At 70.9% G+C, this 23562-nt stretch carries 22 protein-coding genes and 1 tRNA gene; 13 read left to right on the forward strand and 10 right to left on the reverse strand.

All coding sequences use genetic code 11. From position 1 onward, the window contains the following. Positions 1-22: 22 nt before the first annotated feature. Positions 23-1018, reverse strand: coding sequence for a hypothetical protein (locus tag ABZ454_RS00165; protein WP_359535145.1), 996 nt, complete (start codon positions 1016-1018; stop codon positions 23-25). 734 nt (positions 1019-1752) lie between these two features. Here ABZ454_RS00165 and ABZ454_RS00170 point away from each other — a divergent pair. Further along, positions 1753-2427, forward strand: a complete 675-nt coding sequence (locus ABZ454_RS00170) for a Crp/Fnr family transcriptional regulator (protein ID WP_014046869.1) — start codon at positions 1753-1755, stop codon at positions 2425-2427. A 144-nt stretch (positions 2428-2571) separates the two neighbouring features. Here the strand turns inward: ABZ454_RS00170 and ABZ454_RS00175 are convergent, their stop codons facing one another. The 4 genes from ABZ454_RS00175 to ABZ454_RS00190 form a co-directional block, all read right to left on the reverse strand. After that, positions 2572-3402, reverse strand: a complete 831-nt coding sequence (locus tag ABZ454_RS00175) for an MBL fold metallo-hydrolase (RefSeq protein ID WP_359535147.1) — start codon at positions 3400-3402, stop codon at positions 2572-2574. Beyond that, positions 3399-4292, reverse strand: a complete 894-nt coding sequence (locus ABZ454_RS00180; protein ID WP_359535149.1) for an NUDIX hydrolase — start codon at positions 4290-4292, stop codon at positions 3399-3401. The genes ABZ454_RS00175 and ABZ454_RS00180 overlap by 4 nt, the downstream gene beginning before the upstream one ends. Positions 4293-4433: 141 nt before the next feature. Further along, on the reverse strand, positions 4434-4904 hold the full coding sequence (locus ABZ454_RS00185; RefSeq protein WP_356321428.1) for a RidA family protein: 471 nt from the start codon (positions 4902-4904) through the stop codon (positions 4434-4436). Continuing rightward, positions 4904-5062, reverse strand: a complete 159-nt coding sequence (locus ABZ454_RS00190; RefSeq protein ID WP_003991873.1) for a DUF4177 domain-containing protein — start codon at positions 5060-5062, stop codon at positions 4904-4906. Before ABZ454_RS00190 ends, ABZ454_RS00185 begins: the two co-directional genes overlap by 1 nt. An 82-nt stretch (positions 5063-5144) precedes the next feature. Here ABZ454_RS00190 and ABZ454_RS00195 point away from each other — a divergent pair, with 82 nt between their 5' ends. Together ABZ454_RS00195 and ABZ454_RS00200 are read left to right on the forward strand one after the other, a co-directional pair. Next, entirely contained in the window at positions 5145-6134 is a 990-nt protein-coding gene (locus ABZ454_RS00195; protein WP_356321430.1) for an ArsA-related P-loop ATPase, read from the forward strand. Continuing rightward, positions 6131-7768: an ArsA-related P-loop ATPase gene (locus ABZ454_RS00200; RefSeq protein ID WP_359535152.1), complete on the forward strand. Its 1638-nt coding sequence runs from the start codon at positions 6131-6133 to the stop codon at positions 7766-7768. The genes ABZ454_RS00195 and ABZ454_RS00200 overlap by 4 nt, the downstream gene beginning before the upstream one ends. A 21-nt stretch (positions 7769-7789) precedes the next feature. Here ABZ454_RS00200 and ABZ454_RS00205 read toward each other — a convergent pair whose 3' ends face one another. Then, positions 7790-8140 (reverse strand): WhiB family transcriptional regulator, encoded by a 351-nt coding sequence (locus ABZ454_RS00205; RefSeq protein WP_018551136.1) that lies wholly within the window; start codon positions 8138-8140, stop codon positions 7790-7792. A 386-nt stretch (positions 8141-8526) separates the two neighbouring features. Here ABZ454_RS00205 and ABZ454_RS00210 point away from each other — a divergent pair, with 386 nt between their 5' ends. Beyond that, complete coding sequence (locus ABZ454_RS00210; protein WP_359535154.1) at positions 8527-10773, forward strand: transglycosylase domain-containing protein; 2247 nt, start codon at positions 8527-8529, stop codon at positions 10771-10773. A gap of 106 nt (positions 10774-10879) precedes the next feature. On the opposite strand, the gene ABZ454_RS00215 is transcribed toward ABZ454_RS00210, so the two are convergent. After that, positions 10880-11344, reverse strand: coding sequence for a GatB/YqeY domain-containing protein (locus ABZ454_RS00215; protein WP_359535156.1), 465 nt, complete (start codon positions 11342-11344; stop codon positions 10880-10882). Positions 11345-11423: 79 nt separating this feature from the next. Here ABZ454_RS00215 and ABZ454_RS00220 point away from each other — a divergent pair, with 79 nt between their 5' ends. The 5 genes from ABZ454_RS00220 (at position 11424) to ABZ454_RS00240 (ending at position 14791) form a co-directional block, all read left to right on the forward strand. Beyond that, positions 11424-12365, forward strand: a complete 942-nt coding sequence (locus tag ABZ454_RS00220; protein ID WP_359535159.1) for a metallophosphoesterase — start codon at positions 11424-11426, stop codon at positions 12363-12365. Positions 12366-12461: 96 nt separating this feature from the next. Then, a tRNA-Pro gene (locus ABZ454_RS00225) sits at positions 12462-12535 on the forward strand. Positions 12536-13091: 556 nt separating this feature from the next. Next, complete coding sequence (locus tag ABZ454_RS00230) at positions 13092-13430, forward strand: hypothetical protein (RefSeq protein ID WP_359535160.1); 339 nt, start codon at positions 13092-13094, stop codon at positions 13428-13430. A gap of 124 nt (positions 13431-13554) precedes the next feature. Continuing rightward, positions 13555-14418 (forward strand): hypothetical protein, encoded by an 864-nt coding sequence (locus tag ABZ454_RS00235; RefSeq protein WP_359535163.1) that lies wholly within the window; start codon positions 13555-13557, stop codon positions 14416-14418. Beyond that, the gene (locus ABZ454_RS00240; protein ID WP_359535165.1) at positions 14363-14791 is read left to right on the forward strand and encodes a transposase; all 429 of its coding nucleotides are present in this window, start codon (positions 14363-14365) and stop codon (positions 14789-14791) included. The genes ABZ454_RS00235 and ABZ454_RS00240 overlap by 56 nt, the downstream gene beginning before the upstream one ends. 426 nt (positions 14792-15217) lie before the next feature. On the opposite strand, the gene ABZ454_RS00245 is transcribed toward ABZ454_RS00240, so the two are convergent. Further along, positions 15218-16219: a YafY family protein gene (locus ABZ454_RS00245; RefSeq protein WP_359535167.1), complete on the reverse strand. Its 1002-nt coding sequence runs from the start codon at positions 16217-16219 to the stop codon at positions 15218-15220. A gap of 91 nt (positions 16220-16310) precedes the next feature. Here ABZ454_RS00245 and ABZ454_RS00250 point away from each other — a divergent pair, with 91 nt between their 5' ends. The 3 genes from ABZ454_RS00250 (at position 16311) to ABZ454_RS00260 (ending at position 19633) form a co-directional block, all read left to right on the forward strand. Next, positions 16311-16718, forward strand: a complete 408-nt coding sequence (locus ABZ454_RS00250) for a VOC family protein (RefSeq protein WP_359535169.1) — start codon at positions 16311-16313, stop codon at positions 16716-16718. Positions 16719-16865: 147 nt separating this feature from the next. Continuing rightward, positions 16866-17831, forward strand: a complete 966-nt coding sequence (locus tag ABZ454_RS00255) for an ROK family protein (RefSeq protein ID WP_359535171.1) — start codon at positions 16866-16868, stop codon at positions 17829-17831. Between the two features lie 446 nt (positions 17832-18277). Beyond that, positions 18278-19633 (forward strand): cellulase family glycosylhydrolase, encoded by a 1356-nt coding sequence (locus ABZ454_RS00260; protein ID WP_359535173.1) that lies wholly within the window; start codon positions 18278-18280, stop codon positions 19631-19633. 87 nt (positions 19634-19720) lie between these two features. On the opposite strand, the gene ABZ454_RS00265 is transcribed toward ABZ454_RS00260, so the two are convergent. Together ABZ454_RS00265 and ABZ454_RS00270 are read right to left on the reverse strand one after the other, a co-directional pair. Further along, on the reverse strand, positions 19721-20752 hold the full coding sequence (locus tag ABZ454_RS00265; protein ID WP_359535175.1) for a LacI family DNA-binding transcriptional regulator: 1032 nt from the start codon (positions 20750-20752) through the stop codon (positions 19721-19723). Positions 20753-21191: 439 nt separating this feature from the next. Next, positions 21192-22496 carry a sensor domain-containing protein gene (locus ABZ454_RS00270; RefSeq protein ID WP_359535177.1) on the reverse strand — a complete coding sequence of 435 codons (1305 nt, stop codon included), beginning with the start codon at positions 22494-22496 and terminating at the stop codon, positions 21192-21194. 436 nt (positions 22497-22932) lie between these two features. On the opposite strand from ABZ454_RS00270, the gene ABZ454_RS00275 reads away from it, so the two are divergent. Continuing rightward, positions 22933-23559 (forward strand): precorrin-8X methylmutase, encoded by a 627-nt coding sequence (locus ABZ454_RS00275; RefSeq protein ID WP_356321453.1) that lies wholly within the window; start codon positions 22933-22935, stop codon positions 23557-23559. Positions 23560-23562: the final 3 nt, after the last annotated feature.

Genomic DNA, 23562 nt, shown 5'->3' on the forward strand with positions numbered 1-23562 from the left:
AGCACGCCCGGCCGCGCACGCGTCAGTGCCGGTGGTCTTCCCCGTGCTCCGCGGACGCCGAGGCGGACGGGGTGGACGGGGTGGACGGGGTGGCCGCGTCCTCCGGGCCGTCGGCGGCGGTGACCGTGAAGGCGGCGGTGCGGACCACGCCCCCGTGCCGGAAGTCCAGGAAGAGTCGGTAGCCGCCCCGGCTCGGCGCGGTGGTGGTGAAGGCGATGTCCGGGCCGGGCGCGGTGCCGGAGTCCCCCGGCTCCCCGTCGGGGTGAACGTGCAGGTAGGCGAGGTCACCGGCCCGCAGGGCGACCAGGTGGCCGTACGCGCCGAGGTAGGGCTGCAGGTCGGTGACGGGCTTGCCGCCCCTGGTGACGGCGAGGCTGAGCCGGGTGGGCCGGCCGGGGGCCAGGTCGCCGGTCAGGGTGACGCGGTAGCCGTCGACCGTGACGGTGCGTCCCGTCTCCGCCGGGGGTGCCGGGCGCAGGTGACCGGCGGCGTGCAGATCGGCGCCGAGGGTGAGGCCCTGCGAGGCGCCGGCCGGCGTGAAGTCGGTGAAGACGCGGTACTCGCCGGCGGCGGGCAGCGCGGCGGTGGCACGCCAGGTGCCGTCGGCGGCACGGGTGGGGTGCAGGTGCTGGAAGGTGGAGAGGTCACGCGGGGCGACGACGAGGTGCAACTCCTTGCCGTGCGCCGGCCGGTAGGCGGTGACGGGCTTGCCGTCCGCTCCGATGATCCGGAAGCGCAGGTCGATGGGGGCGCCCGCGGTGACGTAGGCGTCGTCGAGGCTGAGTGTGTAGCCGCGTTCGGAGATCTGCAGACCACCGGGGAGGTGGTCGGCTCCGGTGGACGCGCCGTCGCCGCCCTGGGAAGCCGGATCCGAAGGGGCGGCGGACGCGTGCGCCGCGTGGCCGGCGGCGGACGGCCTCGTGGACGTGTCGCCGGTGGCGTACCCGATGCCGTACGAGGCGCCGAAGACGGTGGCGAGGCCGGCAGCGAAGGCTGTGACCTTCAGGGCGGTGTTCATGACGGACTCCTCATGGATCGGGCGGGAGAGGCGAAGGGGCGGGCCGTCGGCGGGTCGCAGCCGGGCGACGGTCGGCAAGGGCGCGGGCCCCCGTCGTCACGGCTGGGACGGGCATGCGGGGCCTCCTCGTATCCGGCACGCGGCGCGGCAACACGCCCAGTACATACCCCCCTGGGGTATCGAGTCAACCGGGTATCGCGTCAACCGAAATCCGACGACGAACCGGGGTCGCCCGACCCCGGCACACTCCGCACCGGCGCACAGCACCCCCTCCCTTCGACCGCCGCACCCCACCCCAGCGCCCACCCCCCTCGACCGGACGGACGGCGCCGCCACGCCCCCCAGGCGACGGACTTCCGCACGGCCGACCCGCACACCGAGGACTCCGGCCCAGCCCGGCCCACACCACCCCCACCCCGCGTGGCCCACCCCGGCGGGCCATTTGTCGGATTTTCCCGACCTGGACGCAGTGTTCGCCCACAGCGGAATCGTGCCCCCGCGTCACCCGGCCGGCCCCCTCGGCCCTTGCTCCCACCGGCGCTCCGGTCACCCGGCCGGCCCAGCGGCTGCTGCCGGCATCCACCCCGTTGACCGGTGATCCGCCGCCAATCGGCCCCCTGCCGTACGCTCCGGCACGCGCGTGCGTCAAACTGGTTTGTGATCGATCGCACTGTTTTACCGTCCGGCATGATGGGGACCACGGTTCCCTGAACAGGCCGACAAGGAGAGAACTCGTGGACGACGTTCTGCGGCGCGCCCCGCTTTTCGCGGCGCTCGATGACGAGCAGGCCGCGGAGCTCCGCGCCTCGATGAGTGAGGTGACCCTCGCGCGCGGCGACGCGCTGTTCCACGAGGGTGACCCCGGCGACCGCCTCTATGTGGTCACCGAGGGCAAGGTGAAGCTCCACCGCACCTCCCCCGACGGGCGCGAGAACATGCTGGCGGTCCTCGGCCCCGGCGAACTGATCGGTGAGCTGTCGCTCTTCGACCCGGGCCCGCGTACCGCCACCGCGACCGCGCTGACCGAGGTCAAGCTCCTCGGCCTCGGCCACGGCGACCTTCAGCCCTGGCTGAACGCCCGCCCCGAGGTGGCCACGGCCCTGCTGCGCGCCGTCGCCCGGCGCCTGCGCAAGACCAACGACCAGATGTCCGACCTGGTCTTCTCCGACGTGCCGGGCCGTGTCGCCCGCGCGCTCCTCGACCTGTCGCGCCGCTTCGGCGTCCAGTCGGAGGAAGGCATCCACGTCGTGCACGACCTGACGCAGGAGGAGCTGGCCCAGTTGGTCGGTGCCTCCCGCGAGACGGTCAACAAGGCCCTCGCCGACTTCGCCGGCCGCGGCTGGCTGCGGCTGGAAGCCCGCGCGGTGATCCTGCTGGACGTGGAGCGGCTGGCCAAGCGGTCCCGCTGACCCGCGTCGTACGCGACGTCCGAGGGGCCCCGCCGTGCCGGCGGGGCCCCTCGCGCGTGCGGCGACCGCCGGTCCGGCTCCGGCCGGCCTGCCGGCCCGAAGCGGGGCCCGCCGGGCGTGGAGCCGTGGCGCCGGCGCTGCCCCTCAGATCAGCCCGTGCTCACGCAGGTACTCCAGCTGCGCCCGTACCGACAGCTCCGCCGCGGGCCACAAGGACCGGTCCACGTCCGCGTACACATGGGCCACCACCTGGGACGACGTCACACAGCCGGCCTCCACGGCCGTCTCCACCTGCGCCAGGCGGTGTGCGCGGTGCGCCAGGTAGAACTCGACCGCGCCCTGCGCGTCCTCCAGCACCGGCCCGTGTCCGGGCAGCACCGTGTGCACCCCGTCGTCGACTGTCAGCGAGCGCAGCCGCCGCAGCGAGTCGAGGTAGTCCCCCAGCCGCCCGTCCGGGTGCGCCACCAGCGTCGTACCGCGCCCGAGGATCGTGTCCCCCGTCAGTACCGCGCGGTCGGCGGGCAGATGGAAGGAGAGCGAGTCCGCGGTGTGGCCCGGGGTCGGCACCACGTACATCTCCAGCCCACCGGTCGTGATCACGTCACCCGTGCCCAGGCCCTCGTCACCGAGCCGCAGCTGCGGGTCCAGGGCCCGCACCTTCGTACGGGTCAGCTCGGCGAACCGCGCCGCGCCCTCCGCGTGGTCGGGGTGGCCGTGGGTGAGGAGGGTGAGCGCGATCCGGCGCCCCGCCCGCTCGGCCGTGTCGATGACGGCCCGCAGATGCGCGTCGTCCAGCGGGCCCGGATCGATGACCACGGCGAGGTCCGAGTCGGGCTCGGCCACGATCCAGGTGTTGGTGCCGTCCAGCGTCATCGCCGACGCGTTGGGCGCGAGGACGTTGACCGTACGGGTCGTGGCGGCGCCGGACAGCACACCGCCTCTCGGCTGCCCGGGCAGCGCGGCCGCGTCGCTCATGCCGCCCCGCCACTCGTGCTCCCCGTGGGGATGTGCTGGGTGAACTCGTCATGCCCCGGCCAGCTCAACACCAGTTCGTCGCCCTCCAGACGGGCCTGTGCGAGCACGGGGGTGAGGTCTTGGCCCGATGCCGCCTCCAGCGCCTGCGCGGCGGTGGCGTACGGCCTGAGCGCACGCAGCGTCGAGATCGTCGGCGGCATCATCAGCAGCTCACCCCGGTCGTACCCGTCGGCCGCCTCGCCCGGACCTGTCCACACCGTGCGGTCGGCCTCCGTCGAGGCGTTGCGGGTGCGCTGGCCGGCCGGAAGCGCGGCGACGAAGAACCAGGTGTCGTAGCGGCGCGGTTCGAACTCCGGAGTGATCCAGCGCGCCCACGCGCCGAGCAGGTCCGAGCGCAGCACCAGGCCGCGCCGCTCCAGGAACGCGGCGAACGACAGCTCCCGCGCCACCAGCGCCTCGCGGTCGGCCTCCCAGTCCGCCCCGGTGGTGTCCGTGACGACCGTGCCCGCGGTCGGGCCGGCGAGCAGGACGCCCGCCTCCTCGTACGTCTCGCGGACCGCTGCGCAGACGATCGCCTGCGCCTCGGCCGGCGTCCCGACGCCCAGTCGCCGCGCCCAGCTCTCCAGCGTGGGTCCGGCCCAGCCGACGAGCTTGTCGTCGTCGCGCGGGTCCACCCCGCCACCCGGATAGGCGTACGCCCCTCCGGCAAAGGCCATGGAGGTGCGCCGGCGCAGCATGTGGACCGCGGGGCCGGACCCGGTACCCGGCGCGGCGTCCCGGAGCAGCATGACGGTGGCAGCCCGCCTGGGGGTCGCCGCCGTCAGTTCGCCTGCGGCGAGGGCCCGGATCCGGTCGGGCCATTCCGGTGGATACCACTGACCATTGGACATGGCCGGAGGCTATCCGGAACCGCGACGATGTTCGAGGGGCGCGGGGATCCGTACATGCCCCGTACACGGACGATCCCGCCCGGTCCTCGGACCGGACGGGACCTCCGCCGACCGGCGCCGGAGCGCCGGCCGGGGTACGGCTCAGACGCCGGTCAGCTCGACCTGGACCTCGACCTCGACGGGCGCGTCCAGCGGCAGCACGGCGACGCCCACAGCGCTGCGGGCGTGCACGCCCTTGTCGCCGAGCACCGCGCCGAGCAGTTCGCTCGCGCCGTTGATCACGGCGGGCTGGCCGGTGAAGTCCGAGGCCGAGGCGACGAAGCCGACGACCTTCACGACGCGTGCGATCCGGTCCAGGTCGCCGGCGACCGACTTCACGGCGGCCAGCGCGTTGAGCGCGCAGGTCTTCGCCAGTTCCTTCGCCTCGTCGGGCGTGACCTCCGCGCCGACCTTGCCGGTGACGGCGAGCTTGCCGTCGACCATCGGCAGCTGGCCCGAGGTGTACACGTACACCCCGGACTGCACGGCCGGCTGATACGAGGCGAGCGGCGGCACGACGTCCGGCAGCGCGAGACCCAGTTCGGCGAGCTTCGCCTCGACGGCGCCCGCCACTACTGCTTCTCCCGCTTCAGGTAGGCCACGAGCTGCTCGGGGTTGTTCGGGCCGGGAACGACCTGGACCAGCTCCCAGCCGTCCTCGCCCCAGGTGTCCAGAATCTGCTTGGTCGCGTGCACGAGAAGGGGCACGGTCGCGTATTCCCACTTGGTCATGGCCCGACTGTAATGCCTGGGCAATCCATGGGACGCGCAGCCTCGTGCGTAGCCTGCGGCGCGACTGGTTAGGCTCGAATACGTGAGCAGGTTCCAGGTCGTCAGCGGCAAGGGCGGTACCGGTAAGACCACGGTCGCCGCCGCCCTCGCGCTCGCCCTCGCGACCGAGGGCAGGCGCACCCTCCTCGTCGAGGTCGAGGGCAGACAGGGCATCGCCCAGCTCTTCGAGGCGGACTCCCTCCCCTACGAGGAGCGCAAGATCGCCGTCGCGCCGGGCGGCGGCGAGGTGTACGCCCTCGCGATCGACGCCGAGCGCGCCCTCCTCGACTACCTCCAGATGTTCTACAAGCTCGGCAGCGCGGGCCGGGCGCTCAAGAAACTCGGCGCGATCGACTTCGCCACCACCATCGCGCCCGGCGTCCGGGACGTCCTGCTGACGGGCAAGGCGTGCGAGGCGGTGCGCCGCAAGGACAAGCGGAATCGGTTCGTCTACGACTACGTGATCATGGACGCCCCGCCGACCGGCCGCATCACGCGCTTCCTCAACGTGAACGACGAGGTGGCGGGCCTGGCCCGGATCGGCCCGATACACAATCAGGCGCAGGCCGTGATGCGGGTGCTCAAGTCGCCCGAGACCGCGGTGCACCTGGTGACCCTCCTGGAGGAGATGCCGGTCCAGGAGACCGCGGACGGCATCGCGGAGCTGCGGGCCGCCGAACTGCCGGTGGGCCGGGTCATCGTGAACATGGTGCGCCCGCACCTGCTGGACGAGGACTCCCTGCGCACCGCCGCGGGCGGCCGGCGCAAGGAGATCGCGAAGACGCTCACCCGGGCGGGCGTGACCGGCTCCGCAGGGCTCGTACGCCCCCTCGTCGAGCAGGCGGCCGAGCACGCCCGGCGGGTGGAACTGGAGCGCGAGCAGCGCGCCGTTCTCGCGGGGCTGGGACTTCCGGGGTACGAACTCCCGCTGATCGGCGAGGGCGTGGACCCGGCGGGGCTGTACGAGCTCTCGGTCGAGCTGCGCAAGCAGGGCGTGAGCGAAGGGGCGGCGGAACAAGGGGTGGGTTCATGACATCGGACGCGGGTGCCGGTACGGAGACGGAGACCGGCACGGAGACGGGTGCCGGCACGACGGCGGGGGCCGGCACGGACACGGGCGTGAAGTCGGGGGCACGCGCGCGCAAGGGCCGGCCGGACCCGGACCCTGGCCCCGGCCTCACCCCCGCACCGGCCCCCGCCCTGGACGTCGACGCCCTGCTCGACGACCCGGGCATCCGGATCGTCGTGTGCTGCGGCTCGGGCGGAGTCGGCAAGACGACGACCGCGGCGGCCCTCGGCGTACGCGCGGCGGAGCGCGGTCGCAAGGTCGTCGTCCTCACCATCGACCCCGCGCGCAGGCTCGCCCAGTCCATGGGCATCGACTCCCTGGACAACGTCCCCCGTCGGGTGCGGGGCATCGGGACGCGGGGCGCCGGTGAGCTGCACGCCATGATGCTCGACATGAAGCGGACCTTCGACGAGATCGTCGAGGCGCACGCGGACGGGGAGCGGGCCCGCGCGATCCTGGATAACCCCTTCTACCAGTCCCTGTCGGCCGGTTTCGCGGGCACGCAGGAGTACATGGCGATGGAGAAGCTCGGTCAGCTGCGGGCGCGCGAGGAGTGGGACCTGATCGTCGTGGACACCCCGCCCTCGCGGTCGGCGCTGGATTTCCTGGACGCGCCGAAGCGGCTGGGCTCGTTCCTGGACGGAAAGTTCATCAAGCTGCTGATGGCCCCGGCGAAAATGGGCGGCCGGGCCGGCATGAAGTTCCTCAACGTGGGCATGTCGATGATGACCGGCACACTGGGCAAGTTGCTCGGTGGCCAGTTCCTGCGGGACGTGCAGACCTTCGTCGCCGCCATGGACACCATGTTCGGCGGGTTCCGCACCCGCGCCGATGCCACGTACAAGCTCCTCCAGGCACCGGGCACGGCGTTCCTCGTCGTCGCGACACCGGAGCGGGACGCGCTCCGCGAAGCGGCGTACTTCGTGGAGCGACTGGCCGCGGAGGACATGCCACTGGCCGGTCTGGTGCTCAACCGGGTCCATGGCAGTGACGCCGCCCGGCTCTCCGCGGAGCGCGCGCTGGCCGCCGCAGAAAATCTTGAGGCCGACGGCATTGTGGATCAGGGGGCCGGGAAGGCTGGACTTCGTGAGCCCGCCGAATCCCCCGCGGCCGGTTCCGTCCAAGCCCCGGACACCGCAGGAGCCGCCACTCCCGAACCACCCGAGCAGGACGCGGAGTTCGCACCCACAAGCGTCTCGGACGTCGACGCAGAAACCGAGGCAGGCACAGAAGCCGCTGCCGATACGGGCACGGAGGCCCGCACGGACGCCGTGCCCACCGCCCCCTCGACCACAGATCATCTGACCACGGATCGTCTGACCCCCGACTCCGCGACCGCAGATTCCGGGCGCGCAGGCTCCGCGACCGCAGACCTCGTGACCGTCGAGCAACTGACGGCAGGTCTGCTGCGTCTGCACGCCGAACGGATGCAGGTGGTCGCGCGCGAACAGCGCACCCGCGACCGCTTCACCGCGCTGCACCCCGAGGTGGCCGTGACCGCGGTGGCCGCGCTGCCCGGAGATGTCCATGACCTCGCGGGGCTGCGAGCCATCGGCGACCGGCTCGCGACCGGTTCCGCCCCGTCCGGGGCGGCGTAGCCTCCCCGTCGTCCGCCCGGCCTACCCGACGGCGGCGAACGTTTCGTGCAGTTCGTCGTCCTCCAGCCCGATCGCCACGGGCAGGATGCCCGTGGACCGCTCGTACTCACTGCGCGCGGTCTCCAGCAGTCGGCGCCAGGACGTGACCGTCGGGCGCCGGCGCAGCAGTGCGCGGCGCTCCCGCTCGGTCATTCCGCCCCACACGCCGAATTCGACGCGATTGTCGAGCGCATCGGCCAGGCACTCGGTCCGCACCGGGCATCCGGTGCACACCGCCTTGGCCCTGTTCTGCGCTGCCCCTTGTACGAACAGTTCATCCGGATCGGTAGTGCGGCAGGCTGCCTGCGCACTCCAGTCGGTTACCCAGCCCATCCCGGCGCCGTCCTCTCCCGAATCGAGGCTCCCCCACGGCGGTAGCGGCATATTCACCGCTGCCAGTTGAGGACGTTACGGAAGGTGGCGACAGCACAACACCCCCTTCGGGCCCAATCTTGAATGGCCCGAACGGACTATGCGTATGCGGCAGATCACCCAGGGGAGTGAGGTGAGGACATGCGCGACTATCCCGGAAGAATCGGGACAGTTCACCTGGATCACAACGGACGTTCGATGACACACGAGGCGAATTCGGGAGCGCCTGAACTCGTGGCCGGGTGGTGCAGGGGGGTTGATACGGAACCGGACTGCTGTGACAGTTGAGAGCAGCTTAGGCCAAGGCATATACGTGTGTCCGGCGAATGAGAACGTAGGCTGCCCCCATGCCAAAGAAGCGCTCGGGCGGGGGTCTCACGACGACCCAGCAGGCCGCCAAGTTCCTCGGTGTCGCCGCACTCTCCGGAGTGGTCCTGGCGGGCATCGCGCTGCCGGCCGCCGGAGCACTGGGTCTCGCCGCCAAGGGAACCGTCAACGGGTTCGACGAGATCCCGGCCAATCTGAAGACTCCGCCGCTGAGTCAGCGCACCACGATCCTGGACAACCAGGGCGGCCAGATCGCGACGGTCTACTCGCGGGACCGCACGGTGGTGCCGCTGACGAAGATCTCCCCGTACATGCAGCAGGCGATCATCGCGATCGAGGACGCCCGCTTCTACGAGCACGGGGCGGTCGACCTCAAGGGCATCCTGCGCGCGATGAACCGCAACGTACAGGCGGGCGGGACCGCGCAGGGCGCGTCGACCCTCACCCAGCAGTACGTGAAGAACGTCTTCGTCGAGGAGGCGGGCGACGACCCGACCAAGGTCGCCCAGGCCACCCAGCAGACGCTGGGCCGCAAGGTCCAGGAGCTGAAGTACGCGATCCAGGTCGAGGAGGAGCTCGGCAAGAAGAAGATCCTGGAGAACTACCTCAACATCACCTTCTTCGGCCAGCAGGCATACGGCGTCGAGGCGGCCTCCCAGCGCTACTTCTCCAAGTCGGCGAAGGACCTGAAGCTGGAGGAGGCGGCGATGCTGGCCGGCATCGTGCAGTCGCCCAGCCGCTACGACCCCGTCAACGACACGGAGGAGGCGACCAAGCGTCGCAACACCGTGATCCAGCGGATGGCCGATGTCGGCAACATCTCGCAGGAAGAGGCCGACAAGGCCAAGGGGACCCCGATCAAGCTGAAGGTGAAGCGGCCGAAGAACGGCTGCATCACCGCGGTCAGCGGTTCCGGGTTCTTCTGCGACTACGTCCGCCAGATCGTCACCAGCGACCCGGCCTTCGGCAAGACCGCGAAGGACCGTGCCAAGCTCTGGGCGACCGGCGGGCTGACCATCAAGACGACGCTGGACCCGCGCTCCCAGGCCGCCTCCAACGAGGCGGCCACCTCCCGGGTCAACGAGAGCGACAAGGTCGCGACCTCGGTCGTCCAGGTCCAGCCCGGCACCGGCCGGATCATGGCGATGGCCCAGTCCCGGCCCTACGGACTGGACGCGTCCAAGCACCAGACGGTGCTGAACCTCTCCGTCGACCACAAGATGGGCGGCAGCTACGCCGGCTTCCAGGTGGGATCGACCTTCAAGCCGATCACCGCGGCGGCGGCGCTGGAGAAGGGCATCAGCCCGGCCCAGAGCTTCACCACGGACCACACCATCACCCTGCCCGGTGACAGCTTCCGCACCTGCGACAACCAGCCCGCGGACACCATCCCGTGGGACGTCGAGAACGAGTTGGAGTCGGAGAAGGGCACCTTCGACATGACCAGCGCGCTGGGCAAGTCGATCAACACCTACTTCGCCAAGCTGGAGCAGCAGGCCGGCCTCTGCGAGACGCTCTCGATGGCGAAGAAGGTCGGCTACATCCGCGGCAACAACAAGCCGCTGCAACAGGTCGCCTCCACCACCCTGGGCGGCCAGGAGTCGACGCCGCTGGCGATGGCCTCGGTATACGCCACCTTCGCCAACCGCGGCACGTACTGCTCCCCGGTCGCGATCCTGTCGGTGACCAAGCCGGACGGCAAGAAGATCGGCGTACCGAAGTCGCAGTGCAGCCAGGCCATGAGCGAGCACACCGCCGACACCATCAACCAGATGCTCAAGGGCGTCGTCGAGGACGGCACCGGAACGTCGGCCGGCCTCAGTGACCGCGACAACGCGGGCAAGACCGGTACGACCGACGAGCGCAAGAACGCCTGGTTCGTCGGCTACACGCCGAACCTGTCCACGGCGGTGTGGGTCGGCAGCGACGGCGCCAGGCAGATCCCGATGAGCAACATCACCATCGGCGGCCAGTACTACGAAGACGTCTGCGGTGGCTGTCTGCCCGGCCCCATCTGGCGGACGGCGATGACCGGCTCCCTGAGCGCCTCCGAAACCCCGGCCTTCACCCCGGTCGACGTACCGCGGGCGAAGCCGAAGGAGGACAAGGACAAGAACAAGGACCGGGACAAGAACAAGCCGGGTGAGGGCGACGACAAGCCCGGCGACGACAGCCCCTTCCCCGGCATCAGCATCTCGCCGGACCTGATCGGCGGAAACGACGGCAACGGCCGCGGTCAGAACAACGGCGGGGGGAACGGTCCCTGACCTGCCCGGTCCCCGCGTACGTCGGACATGAAGGTGGGGCGTCCCCGTCCGGGGGCGCCCCACCTTCATGTCCGTCTTCCGTCCGCCGCATCGCGGCCCGGCGGCCTCAGCCCGCGAGGAGCTTCTTCACCGCGGCGGCCACCCGGCCGCCCTCGGCGCGCCCCGCGACCTTCGGGTTCACGATCTTCATGACGGCGCCCATCGCGCGCGGCCCCTCGGCCCCGGCGGCCTTCGCCTCGTCGACGGCGGACGACACGATCGCGGTCAGCTCGTCGTCGCTCAGCTGCTGCGGGAGGTAGGCGTCGAGCAGCTCGCCCTCCCTCTTCTCCCGCTCGGCCTGCTCGGTCCGACCGCCCTTGGTGAAGGCCTCGGCCGCCTCGCGGCGCTTCTTGGCCTCCTTGGCGATCACCTTCTGCACCTCGTCGTCGGAGAGTTCGCGCGCCGTCTTGCCGCCGACCTCCTCCTTGGTGATCGCGGTGAGGGTCAGCCGGAGCGTGGACGAGGTCAGCTCGTCACGCGCCTTCATGGCCGTGGTGAGGTCTTCCTTGAGCTTGGACTTGAGCGTGGTCATGAGGTGATTGTGGCAGGTGCGGGGTGTTCGCCGCCCGCCGGTTTTCCTGTGGGCGCGTGCCGTCTGCGACGATGGGCCCATGCGCGCACGCTACGGAGTACCCCTGAAAATCACGGCGGTCACCGCCGCGGCCGCCGCGGCCGGTCTCGCCTACGCAGCCGGGTTCGAGGCCCGCTCGTTCCGTCTGCGCAGGGTCGCGGTCCCGGTACTCCCGCACGGGGCACGGCCGTTGCGCGTCCTGCAGATCTCCGACGTCCACATGGTCAGCGGCCAGCGCAAGAAGCGCGCCTGGCTCCAGTCGCTGGCCGGACTGCGCCCGGACTTCGTCGTGAACACCGGCGACAACCTCTCCGACCCGGACGCCGTACCGGAGCTCCTCGACGCGCTCGGTCCGCTCATGGAGTTCCCGGGTGTGTACGTGTTCGGCTCGAACGACTACTACGGCCCCACGCTCCGCAACCCCGCCCGCTACCTCCTCGAGAAGGCCGCGGGCAAGCACGGGCTCAACGGGAACGCCCCGGCCGTCGGCGTCGTCCACAACCCGTGGGAGCCGATGCGCGACGCCTTCGACGACGCGGGCTGGCTCAACCTGTCCAACGCCCGCGGCCGCCTGAAGCTCGACGGCCTGGAGCTGGCCTTCACCGGCCTCGACGACCCGCACATCAAGCGCGACCGCTACGCGGAGGTCTCGGGCGGCCCCGAGACGGGCGCCGACCTCTCCATCGGCGTCGTCCACGCCCCCTACCTGCGCTCACTCGACGCCTTCACCGCGGACGGCTACCCACTGATCCTGGCCGGCCACACCCACGGCGGCCAGCTGTGCATCCCCTTCTACGGAGCGCTGGTCACCAACTGCGACCTGGACACGGACCGGGTGAAGGGGCTCTCCAGCCACACGGCCGACGGCCACCGCGCCTACCTCCACGTCTCGGCGGGCTGCGGCACCAGCCGCTACACCCCGGTCCGCTTCGCCTGCCCTCCGGAGGCGACCCTGCTGACCCTGACGGCACGGGACGCGTGACCGGGGGCGGCCCGCGCCATCGGCACAAAAAGCGGATTTCGTCTCCGGGCGCGGGTGGGCTAAAGTAATCGATGTCGCCGGGAGACCGGCGGCGATCGGGGTGTAGCGCAGCTTGGCAGCGCGCTTCGTTCGGGACGAAGAGGTCGTGGGTTCAAATCCCGCCACCCCGACAGCCGTAAGACCAGGTCAGGGGCCTGATCCACTTGGTGGATCAGGCCCCTGAGTGGTTTCCGGGGGCGTCTTGGGAGCCGTTTGGGAGCTGACTTCGGAATGCGGCTCCCAGGGAGCCGCCGAGGAGTGCGCCGAGCAGACCTCGTCGATGCCCCACAGGCGATTGCCCGACGGAGTTACCCGCAGTCAAGCAGCGGACTTCATCGATGCGATTTTCCGATACAGGTTGTGCTGAAGCGAGCACAGACGGTACTACCGTGCCATGCACCGTTGGTTCGCCCCCAAGCTGACACCACATGCTGGCCCTCCCAGCCGACAGGCAGCATCCTCGTCTGCGGTTGCGAAGCCCTCGCACCCCTCACCGGCCTCGATTGGCGCGGCCCTGATCACCAGGCGCACGAGGCCGGCCGCTTCCTCCGCGTCCCGAACCCGAGTGACGGGGAGCGGGCCCGCTACCGGCGGGCATGCGACGCTGCGCGGCAATGCGCCCCCGAGGGGTACCACCTCAGGCACACCGGGTGGGAGAGGGGTGATTTCGTTCTCGGCCTGCTCAGGATGACCGGCGAGGACGACACCGAGTGGAATCGGATTCGCCTGGCGCGCAGACGAGTGATCACCGACGTTGAGGACGTGGTCGCCACGGTCACCGCAGACCACAGTGCCTTTGAGATCTCCGAGGAGGTCCTCCCTCGGGTGATCGTACTGCTCCGTCTCCTCACCGAGCAGGCCCTCGTTCGCCATGGCGAGATCGCGGTGTCCAAGAAGCGCAGGCAGGCGCGCCCCCTGCTGACGGGTCCACGGCAGGACGGACGAGGTCACCTTCCGCGAGCGGCAGAAGCAGGTCAGGTACGTGCCCAAGCAACCGGGCCGGCGTACGTACTTACGGAGCCTTGAAGCAGGCTGTCCGGGCTCGCGGCGACATTTCAGCAACCCCACAGCTCGCAAGAGATCCAAATTTCGTGCGAAACCCGGAAGCCGTCGAAAAGGCTTTGAAGATCTACAACGGGATCATTCCATGATGTATAACCTGCTGGTTGCCGGCGCGATGGAATCACGCATACTGGTATCCGTTCTGGCATCATCCTTTGACGTGAGTGTCTCGGATGTGGATGTATCCGAGTCCTTCGGTGATCCCGACCTGAGGAACTGGGAAGCCGCCGTCTCATGCCAGTACAGCACCCTTCGCGGGGACCTCTCTTGGGGGTTGGACATCTATGCGCAGGAGTTTGTTGCCGACCCTCCCTCAGAATCGGCGTTGGCTCAGCATGTAGCCACAGCAACCGAACTGGTGGTCCTCTTCCCTGCCGAGTCGATGCCGCCAAGCGCCTATTGGGCAGCCACTCCCGAAGGAGACATCACGCGGGTACGCCTCTACGAATCCGACGAAGAAGCCCCCGTCTATGTGGTTGATGCCGTGGAAATCCCGGTTCGGCAGCTGCCGAATGCAAAGGTGATGAGGATCCCGGAGGTTGTCCGGGAGTTGAGGATCCCCACTCCCATCACGGACAGCTTCCGCGAGCAGATGCCTGCACATTTCCTGGCCCAGCAAGGCCCTGAGTGGGAGTTGTCGGACTGTCTGGCAGCGTGGGAAATGCTCGTCGCCCACATGGCATCGGGGTGGGCCGGATCGGGCTGGTGCCCCCAGGACATGTACCGGACACGGCTGGCCGCGCGGGACGGGCTGACCACCGTCCCTGACACACTTCCCCCTCCTGCCGTGGCCGTACTCCGACAGGGACTTGAGCAGCTGGACAGCACCTACGCCCACCTCACCACGGAGGACCCGCAGGGCTCACTGATCGGACTGCTCCTGGGCGCGGAGGCGCGTGGCAGGCAACTGGGCTGGTGGTGGCATCGGCGGCCCGAGCCACTGCCCTGGTAACTCGAATCGGGTCGACTCCGTCCGCAACGTCTTCTCCGCGATTCCCAAGGGCGCCGCGGAGAGAGTCGCCGCGGCAATCCGCACACTCTTCGCTCAGTCCACCGGCGGAGCCGTCCGGGCCCACCTCGCCACCGTCGCAGACGTGCTCGGCAAGCAGTTCCTCAAGGTCAGAAAGATGCTCTTACACGCGAACCCGAGGAATTCGCCGCTGTATACAGCAGAGTCGAGCAACGTTTTCGCGCTCCGGGAAACAGGGCGGAACAAGGGGTTCCAGAAGCACCGGATCCAGCGGGATCCATCCCTGCGCCCCGCCACGGACCACGATCACGTGCTGATCTCCACGCTCATGCGCAAGCTCGACGACGCACGCTGACCGCTTCCCGGGAAGCCATTTGGGAGCCGAGCCACCCTCCAAGCCCCTTCGAGACCACCCGACACCACTCCACCCCAACGCCCTGACCAGCCAAAACAGCAAACCACCCGGCGGCAATCACGCCCGGCCCTCATTCGGGACGAAGAGGTCGTGGGTTCAAATCCCGCCACCCCGACAGCCGTAAGACCAAGTCAGGGGCCTGATCCACTGAGTGGATCAGGCCTCTGAGTGGTTTCCGGGGTCCGCAGGGGAGCCGTCCAGGGGCCAAGGGTGGTGGAAGACGGCTGCCCCACTCGCAGAGGGGCGGTCACCTTGTCGTCGGGGGCGGCCCGGCGCCGATGACGTCGTCGACCGGCTGGGCATGGAGCACGGTCTGCCACCCCCGCCCGGCCCGGCCTCCCCCGGCGGGGGCGGCCCGTCGGCTCCTCACGCGTGGGGCGGGTTCCGGCGGGCGGAGGCCGTGAGCCGTTCGGCGAGGGCCTCCACGAGGGCACGGAGTTCGTCCGGGCGTTCGATGACGAAGGGGCGGTCCAGCGAGGCGAGTACGGCAGGCAGCCAGTCGAGCCGCTCCACCCGCAGGTCGACGCGGGCCCAGCGTTCGGCTTCCGGCTCCGCGTCCGCCGGCGGCGGCAGTTCCTCCACCACCGCGATGCCGGCGGGAAGCCGGGTGTGGATCTGCTCGGCCGTCCCCTGCACCCGCAGGGTCACCTCGTGCCGGTACGGAGCCGTGGCGAGGGCGGTCAGTACGCGCTTCGCCGGGTCGGCTCCGGTGCGGGGTTCGAATGAGCCGGGCAGGGCCCTCACCCCGCTGATGCGATCCAGCCGGAACGTCCGGTCCTCGCCCACCGTGAGATCCGCAGCCGTGACGTACCACCTCCCGGAGTGGGCGACGAGCCCGTGCGGGTGCAGGGTGCGTTCGCTGCGCCGGCCGTCGGCGGCGGTGTACCGGATCGAAACCGGCCGGTGACGGGTCACCGCGTCGGCGATCGGAAGCAGCACCGCGGAGTCCGGCGGGTCCGCCTCGCTGGGCGGAGCAGTGAAGGAGAGCGAGCCCAGCACGGCGTCGAGTCTGAGTCTCAGCCGCTCGGGAAGTACGCGCCGGATCTTGGCCGTCGCCGTCTCACCCGCCGCGCCCGTGGCCGTCGTCAAGCCGGACCGGCGGCCCGCCACCAGGCCGAGCAGTACGGCGAGCGCTTCGTCGTCACTCAGCATCAGCGGTGGCATGCGGAAGCCGGGGGCCAGCCGGTAGCCGCCGTAGCGGCCTCGTACCGACTCGACGGGCACGTCGAGGTCGATGAGGTGGCCGGCATAGCGCCGTACGGTGCGCTCGTCGACGCCGAGCCGATCGGCGAGTTCGGTCACGGTACGGGTGCCACCCGACTGCAGGAGCTCCAGCAGGGTGAGGACGCGAGCGGTGGGTCCGGGCATGGGGAGAAGTCTCCCGCATATACCGGGCGGGTTCTGCCCGGTATTGCTCGTAACGTGCGTGTCGGAAGCACCCCCCGACCAGGAGAAGACCATGAATTTCGCCTCTGTCCGCATCATCACGGGCGACGTCGCCCGCCTCGTCGCCTTCTACGAGCGCGCCACCGGCCTGTCCGCCCAGTGGTTCACCGAGGACTTCGCCGAGCTCAGTACCGCCTCGGCCACCCTCGCGATCGGCAGCACCCGGACCGTTCCGCTCTTCGCCCCCGGTTCCGCCCGCCCGGCCGAGAACCACAGCGTCACCCTCGAATTCCTCGTCGCGGACGTGGACCGCGTGTACGAGAACCTGACCGGCTTCGTGCGGGACTTCGTCAACGAACCCACCACGATGCCCTGGGGGAACCGCGCGCTCCTGTTCCGCGACCCCGACGGCAATCTCGTCAACTTCTTCACCCCGGTCACGCCGGCCGCCATCGAGAAGTTCGAGAAGTTCTCCCGTTGATGCGCACTCCTTCGCGCCTCCGGGCGGCGCGGGTACATTACTAAACGTTTACTTAAACTAAACGATCTACTAGACAACGTTGTCACCACCCGTCACAGTGGCCTGCGGGGCGAGGGAACCCGCCTCCTTCCCGAAAGGTGTGGTGACGTGACGGTGTACGGAGCACTGGACATCGGCGGCACGAAGATCGCCGGCGCGCTCGTGGACGACGCGGGCACCGTGGTGGTGCGCGCGCAGCGGCCCACTCCGGCGCGGGAGTCCGCGGCCGTGCTCATGGCGGCGGTGACCTCGGTCCTCGGCGAACTGGCAGTCCACCCGATGTGGGACCGGCTGACCTGCCTCGGCATCGCCAGTGCCGGGCCGGTCGACACCGCGGCCGGCACCGTCAGCCCGGTCAACATTCCCGCATGGCGGCGCTTCCCCCTGATCGCGGAAGTGGCGGCGCATCCCCGGCTGCCCGCGGGGCTTCGCCCGGTGCTCGTCGGCGACGCGGTGGCCATGGCCGCGGCGGAGCACTGGCGGGGCGCGGCGCGGGGGTTCGAGAGCGCGCTGTGCATGGTGGTGTCCACCGGTGTGGGGGGCGGACTGGTCCTCGACGGCCGGCTCCGCACCGGCAGAACGGGAAACGCCGGCCACATCGGGCACATCACGGTCGACCTGCACGGTTCGGTGTGTCCGTGCGGAGCTCCGGGGTGCGTCGAAGGACTCGCCAGCGGTACGGCGATCGCCGCGCACGCCCGGGCGGCCGGGTGGTCCGCGCCGCCCGGGGTGGCGCCGACGGCGGCAGCGGTCGCGGACGCGGCACGGGCGGGCGACCCGCGGGCCCAGGGGGCGTACGAGCGGGCCGCCCAGGCGCTGGCCGCTGCCATCGCCGCCACGGCGGCACTCGTCGAACTCGATGTCGTGGTCATCGGCGGAGGGGTGGCACAGGCCGGCGACACGCTCTTCGATCCCCTGCGCCGCCACTTGGCCGACTACGCCGTTCTGGACTTCACCCGGGGGCTGCCCGTCGTGCCGGCGCTCCTGGCCCTCGACGCCGGGCTCATCGGCGCGGCCGCCGTCGCCTCCTCACGGGCCGGCGCTCCCCCGCTCGCTGCGGTGATCCCCTCCTGAGCCTTGCGCCTGGCGTTTCAGCCCTGCCGTCGAGAAGGCAGGGGGTCAGGGTCAGGCGTACTGCGTCCCCGTCCATTAAACGGCTACTAAACTTAACCGGTTTGGTTCCCATGGTTGTCTCCTGGTTTCCTTGCCCCTAATCTCTCTCCCAGTCGCCCGCACCGAATGTGAACCGGTCGCGCTCACCACCCCATTGAGCGCGCGTCAACGCGGGGCGACGCCTGTCCTCGTCGACCGGCCAGAGCCGCGATCCACTTCCGGCCGACGAGCATTTCCCTCACCCCGGCCGCCTTTCTTTCTTCGTGGAACACACCTCGAAAGGCACACGTTCGTCACGCCTTCCGGCGGCACGGGGCGGAGGGAAACCGCCACATACGGCAGAGCGTGACGCGCCGGACGGCCATCCGTTCCGGTCCGTGGGCACGCCACCACACTGGGAGCGACAGATGAGAAGGATTCTGGCCACCGCCGCGGGAGCGCTGCTGGCCGTCACCGCCGCCGTGCTCACCGCACCCCACGCGGCCCAGGCCGCGGCGGCCTCGCCGGGGTTCCACGTCAGCGACGGCCGCCTGCTCGACGCCAACGGCGACGACTTCGTCCTGCGTGGCGTCAACCACGCGCACGCCTGGTACACGGCCAGGACACCGCAGGCCCTCAAGGACATCAAGGCCCTCGGTGCCAACTCGGCGCGGGTGGTGCTGAGCACCGGCGACCAGTGGACCAGGAACGACGCCGCGGACGTCGCGGCCATCGTCGAACAGTGCAAGGCCAGCCGGCTGGTCTGCGTGCTCGAGGCCCACGACACCACGGGGTACGGCGAGGCCGGCGCCGCGGTCCCCCTCTCGCGCGCGGTGGACTACTGGAAGGGAATCAAGAGCGCGGTCGAGGGACAGGAAAAGTACGTCATCCTGAACCTGGGCAACGAGCCGTACGGAAACACCGGATACGCGGACTGGACCTCCGGTACCACCGAGGCAATCAAGAGCATGCGGTCGGCGGGATTCAAGCACACGATCATGGTGGACGCCCCGAACTGGGGACAGGACTGGTCCTTCACCATGCGGGACAATGCGGCAGGAGTATTCGCCGCCGACCCCGACAGGAACACCGTCTTCTCGATCCGCATGTACGGCGTCTATGACACGGCCGCCGAAGTGCAGGATTACCTGAACCGGTTTGTATCGCAGAAACTGCCGATCGTCGTCGGTGAATTCGGTGATGCGCATTCGGACGGCAACCCGGACGAGGACGCGATCATGGCGACCGCCCAGCAGCTGAAGCTCGGCTACCTGGGGTGGTCCTGGAGCGGCAACGGCGGCGGGGTCGAGTACCTGGACCTGGCCACTGGCTTCGATGCCGGCCGGCTGACGGCGTGGGGCCAGCGCCTCTTCAACGGCGCCAACGGGATCAAGGCGACCGCGCACGAGGCCGGCGTGTACGGCAGCGGCAACCCCGGCGGTGACGGCGATGGCGAGGGCCAGACCGGCACCTGCCAGGTGACCTACCGGCTCAGCGACTGGGGCAGCACCTTCAACGCGGACGTCACCATCGGCAACACCGGCACCACAGCGGTCAAGGGCTGGAAGCTCCAGTTCTCCTTCCCGGGGGACCAGAGGGTCAACTCCGCCTGGAACGCCAAGGTGAGCCAGCAGGGAAAGACGGTCACCGCGACGCACGAGTCCTGGACCGAGACCATCGGGGCGGGCGGTTCGGTGAGCTTCGGCCTCAGCGGTTCCTCCGCCTCCGCCAACAGCGCACCCAGCACCTTCGTCCTCAACGGCGCTTCCTGCACCAAGGCCTGACCCGCACGGCATCCTGCCCACCTGCAAGAAGCGCGGCCTCTCCGCCCGGTCGGGCGGAGAGGCCGCGTCGCCTGCCGACCGCGTCGTTCAACCGCGGCGCGGAGCCTGGGCGGTGGAACCGCGCGGGGTGAGGGACGGAGTCGGCACCTGCACGGAACCGGTGTACCGCCCTTCTATGACCGAGAACAGCGTGCGGGCCACCTGCGCACCGAAGTGGTGCACATCGTGGCTCATGGCGGAGAGCGTGGGGTGAGTGATCCGGCAGAGCTGCGAGTCGTCCCAGGCGAGCAGTGACACGTCGTCGGGGACCACCAGGCCCATCTCGGCGGCGACCCCGGCTCCCGCGACGGCCATGATGTCGTTGTCGTAGACGATGGCCGTCGGACGGTCGGCCGACGCCAGGAGGGAGCGGGTGGCCCTGGCGCCCTCGCTGCCGTCGAAGCCGGTCGCGACCTGCCGGCCCTCCTCCAGCCCCAGTTCCCGCATGGTGGCCGCGAAGGCCGCGGCCCGGATGGCGCTGTGCCCGAGGCCGACCGGACCGCCGACGCGGGCGATGCGCCGGTGCCCGAGCGCCGCCAGATAGCGGACGGCCTCGGCCGCGGCCGTGGCGTCGTCGGTCCACACGGCGGGAAACGAACCGGTGAGGGACGGATGCCCGACGGCCACCGCGGGCAGCCCGATGGACTGCAGCGACGGGATCCTCGGATCGTTCTCCTGGAAGTCGACCAGAATGGCGCCGGCGATCGTCTGGCTGCGCCACCAGGACGTGTACTGCTCGGTCTCCTCGTCGAGATCCCGCACCAGCCTCAGGAGCAGGGAGTACGACCGGTCGGCCAGGACGCTCTCGATCCCGGAGATGAAATCCATGTAGAACGGTTCGAGCCCGAGCAGTCGGGCGGGGCGGCACAGGGCCAGGCCGATGATGTCGACCCGCTGGCTGGAGAGGCTGCGCGCGGTGAGGTTCGGCGCCCAGCCCAGTTCGTTCGCGGCCTCGAAGATCCGTCGGCGGGTGGCATCCGAGACGCCCGGCTTCTGGTTGAACGCCAGCGAGACGGCCCCCTTGGAGACGCCGGCGCGGGCGGCGACGTCCCTGATCGTCACACGTGCGGGAGTGTTCACCTCGCGTCCGCGCGGAAGCGGGCCGACCGCGCCCTCCTCGCGTCAACGGAACCGCGGCCGGTCACGCGGAACCGGGCCTGCTCGCCGGGCAGCAGCGTCCGCAGGCCCTGATCGGCCGCGGCGGGCGGGGCCAGGCGGTCGGCGTGAAGGAGGGGGTCAAGGAGGGGGTCTCTCAGCAGAGTGTGCGCACTTACCACGACGCCGACTGTATCTCTCCTGCCCGCCCCTGCCTCCGCGGTGACGTAGTACGCCGGCCGCGGAGGAGGCGAAGTCCTCGTCCGGCACGGGGAAGTGGAGGGCCCGCGGGCCCTCCGCCTCCGCGACGAGGAGCACCTCGGCGGACAGCCCGAGGGGACCGACCGGCTACGGAGACCGCAGAACGACCGAAGCGGCCGGCCTGCCCGAGCCGGCCGAGCAGGTCCTCCCGGAGCAGCCCGCCTCACCCCGGCCTCGACTGCGCGGGGCGCTCCGCCGCCTCGCACGGGATCTCCACGCGCAGCAGGGTCGGCCCGCCGGCGGGGCTGGACAGGGCGAGCGTTCCGTCGAGCACGGACACCCGGTCCGCGAGCCCCGTGAGGCCACTGCCCCGTCCGGCGTCGGCGCCGCCGCACCCGTCGTCCCGCACCTCGAGGACGAGCCGCCCCTCCGCGTGGCGGCCGGCCACCTCGGCACGTCGCGCCCCGCTGTGCTTCGCGACGTTCGCGAGCGCCTCGCAGACCACGAAGTAGGCGGCGGCCTCGACCGCTTCGGGCAGCCGCTGCGGCAGGTCCACCGAGACGTCCACCGGCACCGCCGACCGGTCGGCGGCGTCGGCGACGGCCGCGCCCACGCCGAAGTCGGCGAGGACCTTCGGGTGGATGCCCTGGATCAGCTCCCGCAACTCGGCCAGCGCCTTGCCGGCCTCGTCGTGGGCCTTGGCGAGCTGGTCGGCCAGGGCGCCGGGCGGGGCGTCGAGACGAGCCAGGCCGAGCATCATGGTCAGGGCGACGATGCGCTGCTGCGCGCCGTCGTGCAGGTCGCGCTCGATCCGGCGGCGTTCCGCCTCGAAGGCGTCGACCAACCGGGCTCGGGAGCGCACGAGTTCGGTGACCTCCCGCCCCGGACCGGTCTCGCGGGGTGCGAGGAGGAGCCGGGTGAGTCCGGCGCGGGCCGCCGCCACGGCCCCGATCGCGTACCCGCTGACGGCGAAGAGCAGCAGGCCGGGGACGGCGGTGGCGAGCGCCTCGGGCCAGCTGGTCGCCGTCCACATCTTCAGCACCGGCGCCTCCTCCCCGTCCCCGACCGTCGCCATCATGACCGGAGTCGCCGCCAGCCCCACCGGCACGACGAGCGCCATGCCGAGCGCCAGCAGGTCGAGCGGCCACAGCACCGTGGCGAACGCCAGCGTGTAGCCGAGCTCCCGCCAGGTCGCCTGCTCCCGGAAGCGGGTCCGCCCCCAGGCCAGCAGCCCCGGCTCGTCCGGCACCCGGTGCGGGGTGGAGGCCGGACGCCGGTCGACGATCCGCAGCCGCCGCCGTTCCACGGCCGCCACCGGCAGCCCGGACAGGGCGATCAGCGCGAGCAGTGGCAGGCCGATCAGCGCGACGGCCAGCACACTGCCGACCGCGGTCCCGAGGACGATCACCAGAAGCACCACGACGCCCACGGGGGCACTGCTGAGGAGGTAGCCGGCGGCCCGCCAGGGCCAGTGGGAGAGCAAGTAGCCGGAGCGGGTCAGGGCTTGCCACACGTGGTGTGAGCGCATGGCCTCACGGTAGAAGGCCGCTCTCCCCCGGAGCCACCCTCCTGGACCGAGCGCGGGAGCCGGTGCTGCCTCGCCGCCGGCCCTCGTTCCGGGACCGGGCCCCCGCCCCCCGCCCCCGACCCTCGTTTCAGGTCCGGGCCCGGGCCCCCGGTCCCCGACCCTCGTTTCAGGTCCGGACCCGGGCCCCCTGCCCCCGGTCCGAGACTGCACTCGCCGCCCTCGGTCCGGGATCGCGCCCACCGCCGGCCCTGGTTCCGGACCGGCCCTGCCCCCCGCTCTCGGTCCGGAGAACTGCCGGGTCGCCGCTCCGGGGATACTGCCGGTGCGGTGTCCCTTCGGTGCGCGCGGGGACGGTGCGGTTCGCGGGGCTCCAGGGGCTCGCGGCCACGCCCGTACGGCCGTTCCCCGACGCAGAGACGAAGAGAGCGACAACACGGTGCACCAGTACGAGAAGGACGGACCGGCCATCTATCGCCAGTCCTTCGCCACCATCCGGGCGGAGGCGGATCTGACAGGCCTGCCGGCCGATGTGAGTCAGGTCGCGGTCCGGATGATCCACGCCTGCGGCATGGTCGACCTGGTGCGCGATCTCGCCTTCACCCCGGACGTGGTCGGCCGGGCCCGGGCGGCACTGCGGGGCGGTGCGCCGATCCTGTGCGACGTGGCGATGGTGGCCAGCGGCATCACCCGGCGGCGGCTGCCCGCGGACAACGAGGTGGTGTGCACCCTGTCCGACCCGGCCGTTCCCGGCCTCGCCGCGGAACTCGGTACGACCCGCAGCGCCGCCGCACTGGAGCTGTGGCGCGACCGGCTGGACGGTGCGGTCGTCGCCGTCGGCAACGCGCCCACCGCCCTGTTCCGGCTGCTCGAACTGATCGAGGAGGGGGCGCCGCGTCCCGCCGCCGTCATCGGGGTGCCGGTCGGGTTCGTCGGCGCGGCCGAGTCCAAGGACGCCTTGGCCGCGCACCCGTCGGGGCTCGCGCACCTGATCGTGCGGGGCCGCAGGGGCGGCAGCGCCATGGCCGCCTCGGCCGTCAACGCCCTGGCCAGCGAGGAGGAGTGAGCC

This window comes from Streptomyces sp. NPDC005803, assembly GCF_040630435.1.
Classification (GTDB): Bacteria; Actinomycetota; Actinomycetes; order Streptomycetales; family Streptomycetaceae; genus Streptomyces.